The 15,032-nt window shown below is 67.2% G+C and carries 12 protein-coding genes; 6 read left to right on the top strand and 6 right to left on the bottom strand.

Annotated elements, in window-relative coordinates; translation table 11 throughout:
* The first annotated feature begins 23 nt into the window (after nucleotides 1-23).
* From gcvT to VFG40_RS01000, 4 genes are all read left to right on the top strand, one after another.
* Complete coding sequence (gene gcvT / locus VFG40_RS01015; protein WP_324893953.1) at nucleotides 24-1,124, top strand: glycine cleavage system aminomethyltransferase GcvT; 1,101 nt, start codon at nucleotides 24-26, stop codon at nucleotides 1,122-1,124.
* Between the two features lie 96 nt (nucleotides 1,125-1,220).
* A complete protein-coding gene (gene gcvH, locus VFG40_RS01010; RefSeq protein WP_324893951.1) occupies nucleotides 1,221-1,616 on the top strand; it encodes a glycine cleavage system protein GcvH in 396 nt (131 codons plus the stop codon).
* A 520-nt stretch (nucleotides 1,617-2,136) separates the two neighbouring features.
* Nucleotides 2,137-2,700, top strand: a complete 564-nt coding sequence (gene metJ / locus VFG40_RS01005) for a met regulon transcriptional regulator MetJ (protein WP_324893949.1) — start codon at nucleotides 2,137-2,139, stop codon at nucleotides 2,698-2,700.
* Between the two features lie 320 nt (nucleotides 2,701-3,020).
* On the top strand, nucleotides 3,021-4,037 hold the full coding sequence (locus tag VFG40_RS01000; protein ID WP_324893947.1) for an energy transducer TonB: 1,017 nt from the start codon (nucleotides 3,021-3,023) through the stop codon (nucleotides 4,035-4,037).
* 74 nt (nucleotides 4,038-4,111) lie between these two features.
* Here the strand turns inward: VFG40_RS01000 and VFG40_RS00995 are convergent, their stop codons facing one another.
* Both VFG40_RS00995 and VFG40_RS00990 read right to left on the bottom strand, forming a co-directional pair.
* Complete coding sequence (locus VFG40_RS00995; protein WP_324893945.1) at nucleotides 4,112-5,413, bottom strand: serine hydrolase domain-containing protein; 1,302 nt, start codon at nucleotides 5,411-5,413, stop codon at nucleotides 4,112-4,114.
* Between the two features lie 210 nt (nucleotides 5,414-5,623).
* Nucleotides 5,624-7,219 (bottom strand): GMC family oxidoreductase, encoded by a 1,596-nt coding sequence (locus VFG40_RS00990; protein ID WP_324893943.1) that lies wholly within the window; start codon nucleotides 7,217-7,219, stop codon nucleotides 5,624-5,626.
* A gap of 72 nt (nucleotides 7,220-7,291) precedes the next feature.
* Here VFG40_RS00990 and VFG40_RS00985 point away from each other — a divergent pair, with 72 nt between their 5' ends.
* The gene (locus VFG40_RS00985) at nucleotides 7,292-8,608 is read left to right on the top strand and encodes an NTP/NDP exchange transporter (protein WP_324893941.1); all 1,317 of its coding nucleotides are present in this window, start codon (nucleotides 7,292-7,294) and stop codon (nucleotides 8,606-8,608) included.
* A gap of 4 nt (nucleotides 8,609-8,612) precedes the next feature.
* Here VFG40_RS00985 and VFG40_RS00980 read toward each other — a convergent pair whose 3' ends face one another.
* The 3 genes from VFG40_RS00980 to mtgA all read right to left on the bottom strand — a co-directional run bounded on the left by VFG40_RS00980 (nucleotide 8,613) and on the right by mtgA (nucleotide 10,864).
* A complete protein-coding gene (locus tag VFG40_RS00980; protein WP_324893939.1) occupies nucleotides 8,613-9,041 on the bottom strand; it encodes a CBS domain-containing protein in 429 nt (142 codons plus the stop codon).
* Between the two features lie 79 nt (nucleotides 9,042-9,120).
* Nucleotides 9,121-10,053, bottom strand: a complete 933-nt coding sequence (locus VFG40_RS00975; protein ID WP_324893938.1) for a glycosyltransferase family 2 protein — start codon at nucleotides 10,051-10,053, stop codon at nucleotides 9,121-9,123.
* A gap of 73 nt (nucleotides 10,054-10,126) precedes the next feature.
* A complete protein-coding gene (gene mtgA, locus VFG40_RS00970; protein ID WP_324893937.1) occupies nucleotides 10,127-10,864 on the bottom strand; it encodes a monofunctional biosynthetic peptidoglycan transglycosylase in 738 nt (245 codons plus the stop codon).
* A gap of 116 nt (nucleotides 10,865-10,980) precedes the next feature.
* On the opposite strand from mtgA, the gene hslO reads away from it, so the two are divergent.
* Entirely contained in the window at nucleotides 10,981-11,880 is a 900-nt protein-coding gene (gene hslO / locus VFG40_RS00965; protein ID WP_324893936.1) for an Hsp33 family molecular chaperone HslO, read from the top strand.
* Between the two features lie 37 nt (nucleotides 11,881-11,917).
* Here hslO and VFG40_RS00960 read toward each other — a convergent pair whose 3' ends face one another.
* Nucleotides 11,918-14,845 (bottom strand): bifunctional diguanylate cyclase/phosphodiesterase, encoded by a 2,928-nt coding sequence (locus VFG40_RS00960; protein ID WP_324893935.1) that lies wholly within the window; start codon nucleotides 14,843-14,845, stop codon nucleotides 11,918-11,920.
* Between the last annotated feature and the right edge of the window lie 187 nt (nucleotides 14,846-15,032).

Below are 15,032 nucleotides of genomic sequence, written 5' to 3'. Positions count from 1 at the left end.
TCGCTTTCCCCAGGCCACTGCCCATGACTGCCAAGACCGTTCTCAATGACACCCACCGCGCGCTTGGTGCACGCATGGTCGATTTCGGCGGCTGGGACATGCCGATCAGCTACGGCTCGCAGATCGAGGAGCATCATGCCGTGCGTCGGGACGCCGGCATGTTCGATGTCTCGCACATGACCGTGATCGACCTGCACGGCCCGCGCACGCGCGACTTCCTGCGCCACCTGCTGGCCAACAGCGTGGACAAGCTCAAGGTGAGCGGCAAGGCGCTTTACTCGTGCATGCTCAACGAGCGCGGCGGCGTGATCGACGATCTCATCGTCTATTTCTTCGATGACGCGCATTACCGCCTGGTGGTGAATGCCGCCACCCGCGAGAAGGACTTGGCCTGGATCCAGACGCAGGCGAAGCCCTTCGACGTGACGGTCAAGGAGCGCCCCGAGTTCGCGATGATCGCGGCGCAGGGGCCGAACGCGCGTGCCAAGGTCATTGCCCTGCTGCACGAAGGGGACCGGCCGCGCATCGAGAAGCTGGGCAAGTTCGCTGCTGCGGCGGCACAGGGTCCGCACGGCATGCCGCTGTTCGTCGCGCGCACCGGCTACACCGGCGAGGACGGCTTCGAGATCCTGGTGCCGCAGGAGCAGGCCGTCGCGCTGTGGGATGCGCTGGCCCATGCGGGCGTGAAGCCTTGCGGACTGGGCGCTCGCGACACGCTGCGGCTGGAGGCGGGCATGAATCTCTACGGCCAGGATATGGACGAGGACGTGTCGCCGTGGGAGGCCAATCTGGGCTGGACGATTGCGCTGGACGAAGGCCGCAACTTCATCGGCCGAGACGCGCTGGAAGCGCAGCGCGCCGAGGGCGTGAAGCGCGTCATGGTCGGCCTGGTGCTGGACGAGAAGGGCGTGCTGCGCCACGGCCAGAAAGTGCTTACCGCGAAGGGCGAGGGCGAGATCCTGTCGGGCAGCTTTTCACCGACGCTGGAGAAGGCCATCGCTTTCGCACGCATCCCGGCCGGCGAGGCAGGTGCAATCCGGGTGGACATCCGCGGCCGCGAGCTGCCGGTCCGGCAGGTGAAGTACCCGTTCGTGCGTGACGGCAAGCCCTGCGAAGGCATCTGACTTGAGCGCCCTGCCGGGGTGACTCGGCGGGCACGGACGGACGCGTTAGAATCGCGCCGCCCCTTCCTTTTCCTCTTCCAACCACTGGACCCGATCATGAGCGAGATTCCCGGCGATCTGAAATTCCTCAAGTCCCACGAGTGGGCACGTGTCGAAGACGACGGCCTGATCCGCGTCGGCATTTCCGAGCACGCCCAGGCGCAGCTCGGCGACCTGGTCTACGTAGAGCTGCCCGAAGTGGGCGCCAGCGTGCAGGCCGGCAACGGCGTGGCGGTGGTGGAGTCGGTGAAGGCCGCGTCTGACATCTACGCACCGGTCTCCGGCGAGATCGTCGCGGTGAATGAAGTGCTGGCCGACAAGCCGGAGCTCATCAACGAAGACGCATTCGGTGATGGCTGGATTTTCGTGGTGCGTGCCAGCGATCGCTCCGAGCTGGACGAACTGCTCGACGCCGATGCCTATGCCGAGCAGATCGAAAACGAAGACCACTGATCCGCTGCTCGCGACGGACATGAAAAGCGGCCGCCCATGCGGCCGTTTTTTTATGTCGACATGCCGCATCGAGATGCCGGCGAGGGGTTCGCTCGGCATCATGCGCGACCGCTTTGCGATGCTTCGCCCGACCAGATGAGTCGCCGGGCAGCGAAAAATGTTTGACGTGTTGTTGTCGCCCGGTGGCGTTTCGTTCATGCGCGCCGGACGCGATTCGATGCACGAACGGGGTGCGTGCGGGGCTCGACGAGCCATGCGTTCGCGCCGCCCGCTTTTTTGCCATTGGCCCGCAAACCTTTACGGGGCAACGGTTTCGGGGATCGAGTGCATTCTCGAATGATGGAAAATGGAAGTATAGACGTCTATTTGATTTTCCTTTGTTTCCGCGGCAGGCCTTGTATGGCGGGCCTTCCCGGCTCCCGGAAAGGCGCGAAAAGGGTGCGTCGGGAGTACGCAAAATCAATTGACAGGTGAAATCTTCAGGAATAGCTTTCGCAACAGATTCTGGGGAACGGGTGTCATGGCAACATCGAAATACGTAAAGCCTTATGTCGATCACGGTGAGAAGGCCGGAGCGGTACGCAAGATCACGGTCTCCATCCCGTTGCACGTTCTGCGGCTGCTTTCCGATTTGCGCACCCATCGCCAGGTCAACAATCTTCGGCACGCCACCAACAGCGATCTGCTGGTCGAGGCGTTCCTTCACGCTTTTACTGGGCAACCACTGCCAACTGATGAGGAGCTGAGACGAACCATGGCCACTGCCAAGAAACCCGCTGCAAAGAAACCGGCCGCCAAGAAGGCTGCCAAGAAAACCACCGTGAAGAAGGTCGCTGCCAAGAAGGTCGCCACCAAGAAGCCGGTAGCGAAGAAGCCGGCTGCCAAGAAGGCTGCTGTCAAGAAGGTCGCTGCCAAGAAGGCTGTCGCCAAGAAGCCGGCGGCTGCCAAGAAGGCTGCCGTGAAGAAGGTTGCTGTAAAGAAGGTTGCTGCAAAGAAGGCTGCGCCGAAAAAGGCTGCCGCCAAGAAGGCTGCACCGGCCAAGGTGGTCAAGGCCACCAAGGCTTCCAAGGTCTCCAAGAAGTAAGTTCTGCCATAACAAAAAGCGTTCCTGTTCGATCTTGTTTCCCCGCGGTGCCCAGCGCGGGGAGACCCTTCGAAAGCGACTCGTCCCGGCCCTCTGCCGGGACGCTTCGTTTGCGAGGGTGAAAAACGATGACTCGCTGTTCGGTGCGGTGCCGATGGCCGGCGGCCGGCTTGGCGTGATCCACTGCACAACCTGTTTGCCGTGGTCCTGCAATGCGGTTACCTTTTGCGCATCCGCGCCGCGGCGTCCCGGGGAGGGCGTCGCTCCTGGATTTACGGGGGGAAAAAGCGCGGGTATCTGATGCCACTCAGTGAGAGATCATGGATACCCGAAACACACTTCATGCGCGCCAGCGCGCGCGAGGGGCCGTGCGGCCCGTCACGCTGGTCGCGATCGCCGTCATTGTCCTGCTCGCGATCGCATCCTGGTTCCTGATCATCCAGCCGCATCAGGAGATCGTGCTCACCGACGCCGGTGGTCACCCTTCCACGCCGGTGATGCCTGGCACCGTGGCGGCAACTCCGCCGCCGGCCAACGTGGAGGCGATGGGCACTGACCAGTTGCTGTCCGAGGCGCGCAAGGCGATGAACGAGCAGCGCTACCTGGCGCCGGCCGGCAACAACGCCTACGAGTTCTACCTGAAGGCGCTGGAGCGCGAGCCGGGCAACGCGGTGGCGACCGACGCCTTGCGCGAGACGTTCCCGTTTGCGGCCAGCGCGGCCGAGCAGGCGATCAACGCGCGCAACTTCAACGAGGCGCAGCGCGAGATCGACCTGCTGGCCAAGGCGGATCCGGCCAACTTCACCTTGACCATCCTGCGCTCCAAGCTGGACGCCCAGCGCAAGCTGCTCGACAAGGAGCAGCAGCAGGCGCTCGACCAGGAACGCCAGCAGCAGCTGGCTGCGCAGAGGGCGGCTGAAGAGAAGGCGGCGGCGGAGAAAGCTGCCACGGAGGCGCAAGCCGCGGCCGCCGCGCCCAAGAAGCCGGACGACGCAGCAACCCGGGCCACCGCCGCCACGCAGCCGTCCGCGCAACCGTCGGCACCGGCAGCGGCCAAGGCCGAGCCGGCGACCACGCCGGCGGTGCTGGTGCGCAGTGTCAACCCGCGTTACCCGACCCAGGCGCAGCGCGCACGCACCGAGGGGTATGTGGTCGTGAGCTTCACCGTGACGGCGGAAGGCCGCACGTCCAACATCAAGGTGGTCGACGCGCAGCCCCGACGCGTGTTCGATCGCGCTGCCACCGATGCGGTGGAACGTTGGGAGTTCAAGCCGGCCACGCGCGATGGGCAGCCGGTGGACAGTGTGGTAACCAACCGGATCAACTTCCGGCTCTGACGCGCCAGCGTCGCCCGCAACGAAAAAGGCCAGCGCATGCGCTGGCCTTTTTTTGCGCTCGTGCCGCGCGTGCCTCAGTGACGTCGTGAGCGTGCCTTGTGCGCACGGTGCTTGCGACCGGCCGGCCGGGCCGCGGGCGGCGGACTCTCCAGGCCGGCCCAATCCACGTGCGGCAGGGCCAGCAGCCGATCGAACATCATCGGCATCAGTCCGGACGGCGTGGCGCCGGCGGAGTTCCACATGGTGACGATGCCGGTGTGGTAGCGCGGCAGGAAACCGATCATCGTGCGATAACCCTGCACCGCACCGGCATGGAAGATCATCGTTTCGCCCCCGTAGGTAAACACGCGCCAGCCCAGGCCGTAATGCGCCTCGGTGAGGCGGGCGCGCCGCCATGGCGTGGAGTGCAGCTCCACATTGGTCTGCACGCCGGGCGCATGCAGCACGGCAAGCAGTTCGGCGGGCAGCACGTCCGGACGGCCGCCCATCTGCGCGATAAGCCACTGCTCCATGTCGCGCAGGCTTGCGTTGACGCCAGCGGCGGGAGCGACGCGGTAATACGCCTCGTTCGGTTCGAACGGCCGCCACTGGCCGCGCCCGATGGCCACGTGCGGGTGCGCCCAGCTCGGGCTCGACTCCAGCGCGGCGCGGCCGTAGCTGGCGGTCTTCATGCCCAACGGATAGAAGATGCGCTTGTCCACCAGGCGATAGAAGAAGTCGCCGGTCTTGGCATAGACGATGTCGCCAATCAGGCTGAAGGCGACGTTCTGGTAGCCGTAGCACTGGCCCACGCCGCAGGTCATGTCGACCTCGTCGAGCTTGCGCACCAGCTCCTCGTACGGCACGTCGTCCTCGAGCATGTTGTCGTAGGTGTTGCGTGGCAGCCCCAGCCGCTGGCCCAGGATGTCGCCCACGGTCGCCTGCGCGGCGGCTTCCATGTTCTTGAGCTTGAAGAACGGCAGCACGTCGACCAGCCGCGTATCCCAGCTCAACTTGCCCTCGCGCACCAGGATCGAAGTCAGCCCGGTGGCGAATGCCTTGGACAGCGACGCAAGGCGGAACACCGTCTCGGGCTTGATCGGCTCCTTGGTGGCCGCGTCGGCGTAGCCCAGCGTGTATTCGAAAGCCACCTTGTCGTTGACCACCACGGCGGTGGCCAGGCCCGCCACCGAGCGTCGGCGCGCCAGCTCGTCGAGCCAGTGGCGGTAGTCGACCAGCGCCTCCTTGACCCGCGTCGGCGGCAACTGCGCGCTGGGCGTGTTGGATACGACCTGGGTGGCTCCCGCCGCCCCGCCTTGGCGGTGTGCGGACAGTGGCGCGGTCGCGCTGAGGGCGAGTGCACCGGCGAGGGCGATAACAAGTGGACGAAGCGGCATGCTGCTCTGGGGATGCTCTCGGCGTGACGCGGCCGACGAAGGGGGAATGCCGACACGCAGGCCGGTCTTCTGGGTCTCGTGATTGTGGGGTAGTTCGCCGTTGCGGACAACGCGTGCGCGGCGGCTGCAGCCTTCACTCGGGCCGCGTCGACCACGCGCTGAGACCGCGGCATTGTGCGGCGGTTCCCGCCAGCGCGCGGTACCGGATCGTCAGGCGGTGCCGCAGGCAACCCCCTGCAGCAGGTCGCTGGCGCGCTCGGCGATCATGATGGTGGGCGCGTTGGTATTGCCGCTGGGGAGTGTCGGCATCACCGAGGCATCGACCACCCGCAACCCGGCCACGCCGTGCACGCGCAGCTCGCTGTCCACCACGGCATCGGCGTCCCGGCCCATGAGGCAGCTGCCGACCGGGTGGTAGATCGACTCGGCCTTGCGCCGGATGAACGCCTCATACTCGGCGTCGGTGGCCAGCGGCCGCTCGGGGAACACCGGCGTGCCGCGGTAGGCGTCGAACGCCGGCTGCGCGAGGATCTCGCGCGACACCTTGGCGGCCTCGATCATCCGCGCCAGGTCGTGCCGCTCGTCATCGCCGAGATAGTTCGCGTGGATCGCGATCGGCGCCGACGGGTCGGCCGACCGCAGCCGCAGCCGACCGCGGCTGCGCGGGTGCAGGTAACACGCGTGCAGGGTGTAGCCGTCGCCCGGCAGGCGGTGCCTGCCGTGGTCGTCGAGCAGAGCGGGCACGAAGTGGAATTGCAGATCGCAGCGCTCGTCGGTCGCCAGCGCGCTGCGCACGAAGCCGCCGGCCTCGGCAATGTTCGACGTGCCGGGCCCCTGCCGGCGGGTGAGGTAGCGCCAGCCGGCGGTCAGCTCGTTGAGGTGGTCGTAGGTCACCGGGCGGGTGCTGTGGACGAGGGTGCAGATGTCCAGATGATCCTGCAGGTTGGCGCCGACGCCGGGGCGATCCAGCTGCACGGCGATCCCGTGTTCGCGCAAGTGATCGGCCGGGCCGATGCCCGAGAGCATCAGCAGCTGCGGCGTGTTGATCGCCCCGGCCGCCAGCAGCACCTGACCGGCATCGATCCGCTCGAAGCGCTGACGATCACGCAGCTGCACCCCCACTGCACGGCCGCCTTCGATCAGCACCCGCTCGACCTGCACACCGGTGCGCACCTGCAGATTGGTACGTTCGCGCGCCGGACGCAGATAGCCGGCGGCGGTGGAACATCGGGCACCGTCGCGCTGGGTGACCTGATACAGGCCAAAGCCCGCCTGCGCCGCGCCATTGAAATCGTCGTTGCGGGCGTGGCCGGCGAGGCTCGCGGCGTCCACCAACGCGGCGGAGAGTTCGTTGTGGTGGCGCAGGTCCGACACGCCCAGCGGACCGCCGGCGGCATGCCACGGGCCGGCGCCGCGGCTGTTGTCTTCGCTGCGCAGGAAGTACGGCAGCACGTGTCGCCAGGCCCAGCGTGCATCCCCGGTGGTTTCGGCCCAGCGGTCGTAGTCACCTGCGACGCCGCGGACGTAGCACATGGCGTTGATCGAGCTGGAGCCGCCAAGGGTCTTGCCACGCGGCCACCACAGGCGGCGGCCGAGGAGGTGGGGCTCCGGCTCGGTGTGGTAGTTCCAGTTGACGCTGCGCACCTTGACCAGCCGGGCCAGCCCGGCGGGCATGTGGATCAGCGGATTCCAGTCGCGCGGGCCCGCTTCCAGCAACAGCACGCGCGTGTTGGGATCGGCGCTCAGGCGGTGGGCCAGCACGCAGCCTGCCGAGCCGGCGCCGACGATGACGTAGTCGTAGTTCATCCCGTTCCCCCGGCGCCGCAGGGCGCCTGCACCTGCATGCTAGTCTCTGCGCGAACCACGCTGGAACCCTTTGTGAGCCCATCTCCCAATCACGCGGCCAGGACGGGCGCGGCCCCGGCGCTGTCGGCCTTGGCGTTCTTCCTCGTGATGGCGTCGTACTACGGCATCCGGCCCATCCGCGACCAGTTCAGCGGTGCCGTCGGCTCGGTATCGCTGCCGCTGTTCTACGGCGCCACGTTCGTGGTGATGCTGGTCCTGACTCCGGTATTCGGGGCGCTGGTGGCACGGGTATCGCGGCGCCGGCTGATCCTGTGGGGGTACAGCTTCTTCATCGCCTGCCTGTGTGCGTTCGCGCCGGCGTTCCTGGTGCAGGAGCAGTTGGGCGCGCGATTGCTGGGTACGGTGTTCTATGTCTGGGTCAGCGTGTTCAACCTGTTCGTGGTGTCGCTGTTCTGGAGCCTGATGGCGGACCTCTTCAGCAGCGAGGAGTCGCACCGTTATTTCCCGATGATCGCGCTGGGCGGAACGCTCGGCGCCCTGGCCGGCCCTACGCTGGCATCGCTGCTGGTGGTGGTGTTCGGCCTTGCGCCACTGTTGCTGGTGTCGGCCGGGCTGCTGATGGGCGCCATGGCGGTGCTGATGTGGCTGTCGGTATCGGCCGGCGCCGGGCGTGAGGCAGCACCGGCCATCGGCGGTTCGCTGCTCGCCGGGGCGCGGCAGGTGTTCACGGTGCCGTTTCTGCGCTACATGGCCCTGCTGATGTTGCTGTCCGATGGCGTGGGTACCGTCGCCTACGCCTTGCTGGCCGACTACGTGAAGGAGAATTTCCACGATGCAGCGTCGCGCACGGCGTTTTACGGACATGTCGACCTCGCCGCCAACCTGCTGGTGATCACGCTCCAGCTCGGGCCCACACGCTGGCTGCTCACGCGCTACGGGCCCGTGCCGTGCCTGGTCACGGCTTCGGCAGTCAACGTGTTGCTGCTGGGGAGCCTGGCGCTGCTGGGTGGCGGCGAGGTGCGCCTGCCATGGCTCGACGGCACGTTCGATCCAGTGCTGATGGCGGTGCCCCTGCTGGCTCTGGTGCTGGCCTGCAGCCGCGGGTTCGGCTACGGCATGACGGTTCCGGCCGCCAACGCGATGTACACCCGCGTATCGCGCGAGGCGAAATACAAGGGCAAGAACTTCATCGACACGGTGGTGTGGCGCTTCGGTGATGTGGTGATCACCAGCGCGCTGAGCGCGCTGCGCAGCCTGGGGATGGGCGTGCCGCTGTTTGCGGGCGTCAGCGCCGTGTGCGCGGCCCTGGCCGGCTGGGTAGGCGTTCGCGCCGGTCGCACCTGCGGCAGCTCTGCGGATGCGCTTGCCGCCAGCGAAACCGGCGCGTGAGTGCTCAGCTGGTGATGTAGCGCTGCAGCTGCTCGATCTGCTCGGCCTGCTCGTCGATCACCGCCTTCACCAGATCACCGATCGAGATCACGCCGATCACCCGGTCACCGTCGACCACCGGCAGGTGACGGATACGGCTGTGGGTGCAAAGGCGCATGCACTCGAGCACCTCGGTATCGGCGCCGACGGTGACCGGCGGTGCGCTCATGATTTCCGACACCGGCGTCTGGCCGGAGGAGCGACCCTGCAGGATCACCTTGCGGGCATAGTCGCGCTCGGACACGATGCCCACCAGCTGCTCGCCCTGCATTACCAGCAATGCGCCCACCCGACGCTCGGCCATGTGCCGGATCGCCTCCAGTACCGGTGCGTCCGGCGCCACGGCATGGATCGTGTGGCCCTTGATCTCCAGCAGATGCTTGACCTGGTTCATGCCCGTCGCTCCCCGCAGGTGAAGGTGGCGAAAGTCTAGCGCGGCGTCGGTGCGATGGCGTGGCGGGGGTGTGAAGCGCTCAGCGGCCGCGGGCCCCGCGCCGCTCCGCGATGAAGTACAGCGGCCGCTGCTTGCTCTCGGCGTAATTCCGTCCGAGGTATTCGCCGATGACTCCTAGCGCCAGCAACTGGACGCCGCCGAGGAACAGGATCACCACCATCAAGGTGGGATAGCCGCGTACCGGATCGCCCCACAGCAGCGCCTTGAGCATCACCCACAGGCCGTAGACGAAGGCGAACGCCGCCGCGCCCAGCCCGACCCATGTCGCCAGCCGCAGCGGTGCGGTGGAAAACGAAGTTATGCCCTCGATCGCCAGCTGGGTCAGGCGCCAGTAGTTCCACTTGCTGTGCCCGGCGCGCCGCGGCTCGCGCTGGTAGCTGACCGCGGTCTGCCGGAAACCGATCCAGGTGAACAGGCCTTTCATGAAGCGCTGGCGCTCGCGCAACTGGCCAAGCGCATCGAGCGCCCGCCGGGACAGCAGGCGAAAGTCGCCGGTGTCGCGCGGCAACGGGGTTTCGGACATCGCTTCCATCGAGCGGTAGAACGCCGCGGCCGTGAAGCGCTTGAGGCGCGTCTCGCCCGCGCGCGCGCTGCGCGTGGCGTACACCACGTCATAGCCGGCCTGCCATTGGGCAACCAGTTCGGCAATCAGCTCGGGTGGATCCTGCAGGTCGGCGTCGATGACCACGGCGGCACCTTCGGTCACCGCATCCAGGCCGGCGGTGAGCGCCGCCTCCTTGCCGAAATTGCGCGACAGGCGCAGCGCGCCCACGCGGGGGTCGGCGCACAGCGCCTCGATCTGCTCCCAGGTGTCGTCACTGCTGCCGTCGTCGACGTACAGCAGGCAGGCCTCCAGCGAGAGCGTGTCGAGGGTCGCCATCACGCGCTGATGGAACGCGGCGAGCACGCTCGACTCGTTGTACGCAGGCACCACGATGGTAAGCAGTGGCATGGGCAGCGCCGTGGGAGGTTGGCCGGCATGCTAGAAGCCCGCACGCCAGAAACCAAGCGTCGGCGGCCGGCGGTTATCGACTATCGCTGCTGGCCGGCGGCGCATCGCCACGCAGGTAGTCCGGGCCGCCCAGGTGGGCCATCTGACGCTGGATCCACGCCGCACGACGCTGCACGTATGCGCTGGGGCGGTCCGCGTGGAATCGGCGCGGACTCGGCAGCACCGCGGCCAGCCGGGCCGCCTGGGCCGGACCGAGGCGCGCCGGCGGCTGGTGGAAGAACGCATCGCTTGCTGCCCCGACGCCATAGATGCCATCGCCGAGCTCGGCGATGTTCATGTACACCTCGAGGATGCGCTGCTTCGGCCAGGTGATTTCCAGCAGCACCGTGAAATAAGCCTCCAGCCCCTTGCGCACGAAGCTGCGGCCGTTCCACAGGAACAGGTTCTTGGCCGTCTGCTGGCTGATGGTGCTGGCGCCGCGCAGACGTTTTCCCTGGTCTGCCGCGTCCAGCGCGTCCTGGATCGAGTCGAAGTCGAAACCGTGATGGAACGGAAACTTCTGATCTTCGCCGGCCACCATGGCCAGCGGCACCCAGGGCGATACCTGCGACCACGGCACCCAGCGGTGGTGCAGGGTGACGTCGTGCTCGCCATCGACCCACGCATCCAGCTGCCGCTCGAGCATCACCGCCGACGTCCACGGCGGCACGAAGCGCAGCACCAGCACGAACAGCCAGCTCAGCGCGATCCAGCTCAGCGCGAGCAGGCCAGTCCAGCGCAGCAGGCGCATGAGGCGGAGGCGTGGCGACATGGGCGGCCGACTCGCGAGCGAAAACCCGCAGTATAGGGGGACCCTGCCGGCGGGCCGTTGCAGTACCGGTGCGGCGCCCCCATCTCGCGGGGCTGGACGAACGTGTGAGGTTGCTTGTGGAAACCACCGTCATCAAAGATGTGTTGCATCGTTTCGTACTCGAACGCGCCGGCGTGCGGGGGGTGCTGGTGCGCCTGGGGCCCGCGTGGCGCGAGGTCGCCGGGCGGGCGGATTACCCGCCGGCGCTGCGGGCGCTGCTGGGACAGTCGCTGGCAGCGAGTGCCTTGCTGACCGGCAACATCAAGCTTGACGGTGCGCTGTCGATCGAGCTCAAGAGCAGCGGCGCGCTGCGGATGCTGTTCACCGAGTGCACCGACCGCGGCCGCCTTCGCGGACTGGCCCGGTGGAACGGGCCGCTGCCCGAGCCGCTGGTGCTCAGCGAGCTGGCCGGCGCGGTGATGGCCATCACCATCGGCCAGGCCGAACGCGGCCAGCGCTATCAGGGGCTGGTCGATCTGCAGCAGCCCGACCTCACGGCGGCGCTGGAGAACTATTTCAGGCAGTCGGAGCAGTTGCCGGCGCGCATCCTGCTGGCGGTCGATGGCGAACATGCGGTGGGCCTGATGCTGCAGCAGCTGCCGGGCGAGGGCGGGCACGACGCCGTCAACGACGACGATGCGTGGTCACGCGTCGAGCACCTCACGGCCACGCTCGGGGCCACGGAGATGCTCGCCACCGCGCCGGAGCAGTTGCTCTATCGGCTGTATCACGAGGAACAGGTGACGCTGTTCGAACCACGCCCGCTGGCCTTCGGTTGCAGCTGCACGCGCGAGCGGGTGTCGGCGATGCTGCGCGCGCTCGGGCGCGACGAGGTGGAGGCGGCGCTGGCGGCGCGCAATGGCGAGATCGAGGTGATCTGCGAATTCTGCGCCCAGCGCTACACGTTCGACGCGATCGATGCGGAGCACCTGCTGAGTGATTCGGGCGGTACCGAACCGCCTACCACGGCACAGTAAGGAGCCGTTCCGGCAGCGCGCCTGAACACCATGTGCTTCAGGCTGCGGCGAACGGCAGCCGGGTCGGTGCACCGGGCCCGAGCCAGCGCGACGCCGGCTGGGCCGTCGAGAACAGAAAGCCTTGCGCATAGCGGGTGCCGATGCGCAGCAGCGCTTCGCGCTGATACTCCTCCTCGATGCCTTCGGCGATCACCTGCATCTGCAGCGAATCGGCCAGCACCTGGATGCCGCGCACGACGGCAAACCCCTGGTTGCCGTCCAGGTGAGCGATGTCCGACGGCAGCTCGGTGATGAACGAGCGATCGATCTTCAACGTCTGGATGGGGTACTGGTGCAGGTAGCTCAGCGAGGAGTAGCCGGTACCGAAGTCGTCCAGTGAAATCATGATGCCGCGCTGGCGCAGGTTCTCCAGCATGCGCTTCACCTGGGGCGGGTTCTCCAGCAGCGCGCGCTCGGTTACCTCGATGCGGATGCAGCTGGCCGGCACGTTGTGCCGCTCCATGGCGGCGAGCAGGCGCTCGTCGAGGTCGGGCAGGCGGAAGTGCCGGCCAGACACGTTGATGCTGATGAAACCCTCGCCACGAGTCAGCGCCAGTGTCTGCGCGAACACCTGATCGAAGATCTGCCAGTCGATGCTCTCCGAGCAGCCGCTTTCCTCGGCCACGATCAGGAAATCGCCCGGCGAGAGCAGGCCCCGCTCCGGGTGGTTCCAGCGCAGCAGCGCCTCGTAGCCGACGATGCAGCCGTCGGCGATCGACACCACCGGCTGGTAGTACGGCACGAACTCGTTGCGCGAAAGTGCCCGGCGCAGGTCGCCCTCCATCTCCAGCAGCGACATTGCCTCATGGCGAAGGCGGTCGTCGAACAGCGCGGCGCGATGGCGGCCATCGTCCTTGGCGCTGTACATCGCCGCATCGGCGTCGCGCAGCAGCTCCTCCGGCTGCTGGTAGTGCGGCGAGGGCAGCGCGATGCCGATGGAGGCGGAGGTGAAGATCTCCTTGATGCCGAGCCGGAACGGCACCTGCAGCTCCGTGATGATGCGTTCGGCAATCTGCAGCGGCATCTCCTCGCCGGCGATGCCGTCCAGCAACACCGCAAACTCGTCGCCGCCCAGCCGGGCCACCAGATCGCGGGTCTTGAGGCAGGCGCGGATCCGTCCGCCGACCTGGAACAGCAGGTCGTCGCCCACCAGATGTCCGACGGAGTCGTTGATCACCTTGAAGCGGTCCAGGTCGATGAACAGCACCGCGAACAGGCGCTGCGGATCGGCCTTGTACTGGGTCAGTGCGTGGTCGAGTCGCTGCAGTAACAGGGTGCGGTTGGGCAGGCCGGTGAGCGAGTCGTGCAGCGTCTCGTACTTGAGCCGGCGCTCCACCCGCTCGCGCTCGGCGATCTGCTCGCGCAGGTCGCGGTTGGCCAGGGCCAGCGCCCGGGTGCGCTCGTCGACACGGCGCTCGAGGCTGGCGTAGGCCTGCTTGAGCGACTCGGTGGTGTGCTTGCGTTGCAGCGCATTGGCGATGTGGTAGCTGACAAAGGTGAGCAGTTCCTGGTCGCGTGCGCTGTAGGTGTGTTCGGGCGAGTAGCTCTGCACCGCCAGCACGCCCATCACGCGCTCGTTCCACACCAGCGGTACGCCAAGCCAGCAGACCGAGCGGGTGCCGAACTGGCGAATCTCCCCCAGTGCCACCAGCCGGTCGATCTCGGCCGGATCGGCGAGCAGCGGCTTGCCGTGCCGAAGCACGTATTCGGTTGCGCCGCGACCGTGCGAGCGCGGTGGCCGCACGCTGTCCACCTCGTCGACGGAGTAGGGGAAGGTCAGCAGCTGGTTGTCCTCGTCCACCAGCGCGATATAGAAATTGCGGGCATACAGCAGGCCGCTGATGATCCGGTGCACCGCCGCGTAGAAACCCTCCAGGCTTTCCGGCGCGCTGGCCATTTCCGCAATGCGGAACAGCGCGGCCTGCAGCCGCTCGCCACGCTGGCGCTGCAGTACTTGCTGGCGCAGCACGCGGTTGGCTTCGCGCAGCGCCGCGGTGCGGTCGGTGACGCGCCGCTCCAGTTCGGCGTGGGCGGCCCGCCGTTCCAGCGCTGTCTGCACGTGCTGGGCGACGTAGGTGAGCAGTTCCCGGTCGCTGGAGGTATAGCGGGTATCGGCGCGGTAGCTCTGCATCACGATGCCGCCGACTACGCGACCCTCGCGCAACAGGGGCACGCCCAGCCAGTGCTCGCAGTTCGGGCCGATCGGCACCAGCTGCCCCTGCAGCAGCTGGGCCACCTCGTCGATCGAGCCCATAATCGGCTGGCCGCTCTTGAGCAGGTTCCAAGTCAGGCTGTACTGGATCTCCCGCAGCAGCACGCTCTCGTCCGGCGAGGGCGGATCGCGGTCCATGGTGTCCACGTAGTACGGAAAGCGGACGCTGTCGTTCGCCTCGTCGTAGAGCACGATGTAGAAGTTTTCGGCATACATCAGACTGCCGACGATGCCGTGCAGGGCACGCATCATGTCCGGCATGTTCTGGTCGGTTCCGGCCTGCTCGGCGATCGCGTACAGCGCCCGCTGCAGGCGCTCTGCCAGAGCCAGGCGGGAGATCGCCTCGTACAGTCGCGCGGTCTCCGCCAGTTGCCGCAGGCGGGTCGACACGATCCGGCCGAGCCAGGCGATGTCGGCCTCCGCTCCGGAACCTACCGGTGCGCCAGCGTATTCGAGCACGACGGTCCGCAAGCCCTGCGGATCATCGGCGAGATCCACCTGGCGCACGCCGGGGTCGGGAATCCAGCTGTCGCCGTGCAGCCGCCAGCGCAGGCGCCCGGCAATACCGAACACGGCAAGCAGCCGCTCGCATACTTCGGTGACGGCCGCGGCATCAGCCGCGCCGAACAGCTGCTCGATGGCGCCATGCAGCGCAGCGGACCCGCCGCCGGTCCGGTTGGCACCGGACGCGCTTTGAATGGGCGCAAAGCTCATCGAATGGGGTGAACCCGGGGTGAAATGCGTCAGGCGCCCTTTATAGCTTGCCCGCTGGGCTTTGTCGCCGGCCGAAGCGGCATCGGGCGGGGGTTCCAGCCGCGGAACCCCGATCGACGACAGAGGTCCGAGGGAGCCGTAACGCATACGAATCTGTGCGCTGCACCGGCTTTCCCTGCTGTTAGTT

Origin of the sequence: Dyella sp. (assembly GCF_035685805.1) — a bacterium.
Lineage (GTDB): Bacteria > Pseudomonadota > Gammaproteobacteria > Xanthomonadales > Rhodanobacteraceae > Dyella_A.
This window is presented reverse-complemented; position numbering and strand designations above follow the sequence as displayed.

What these genes read in the sequence shown, in the direction of transcription:
- gcvT (WP_324893953.1), top strand. Translation starts at nt 24, where the DNA reads ATGACTGCCAAGACCGTTCTCAATGACACCCACCGCGCGCTTGGTGCA.
- gcvH (WP_324893951.1), top strand. Translation starts at nt 1,221, where the DNA reads ATGAGCGAGATTCCCGGCGATCTGAAATTCCTCAAGTCCCACGAGTGG.
- metJ (WP_324893949.1), top strand. Translation starts at nt 2,137, where the DNA reads ATGGCAACATCGAAATACGTAAAGCCTTATGTCGATCACGGTGAGAAG.
- VFG40_RS01000 (WP_324893947.1), top strand. Translation starts at nt 3,021, where the DNA reads ATGGATACCCGAAACACACTTCATGCGCGCCAGCGCGCGCGAGGGGCC.
- VFG40_RS00995 (WP_324893945.1), bottom strand. Translation starts at nt 5,413, where the DNA reads ATGCCGCTTCGTCCACTTGTTATCGCCCTCGCCGGTGCACTCGCCCTC.
- VFG40_RS00990 (WP_324893943.1), bottom strand. Translation starts at nt 7,219, where the DNA reads ATGAACTACGACTACGTCATCGTCGGCGCCGGCTCGGCAGGCTGCGTG.
- VFG40_RS00980 (WP_324893939.1), bottom strand. Translation starts at nt 9,041, where the DNA reads ATGAACCAGGTCAAGCATCTGCTGGAGATCAAGGGCCACACGATCCAT.
- VFG40_RS00975 (WP_324893938.1), bottom strand. Translation starts at nt 10,053, where the DNA reads ATGCCACTGCTTACCATCGTGGTGCCTGCGTACAACGAGTCGAGCGTG.
- mtgA (WP_324893937.1), bottom strand. Translation starts at nt 10,864, where the DNA reads ATGTCGCCACGCCTCCGCCTCATGCGCCTGCTGCGCTGGACTGGCCTG.
- VFG40_RS00960 (WP_324893935.1), bottom strand. Translation starts at nt 14,845, where the DNA reads ATGAGCTTTGCGCCCATTCAAAGCGCGTCCGGTGCCAACCGGACCGGC.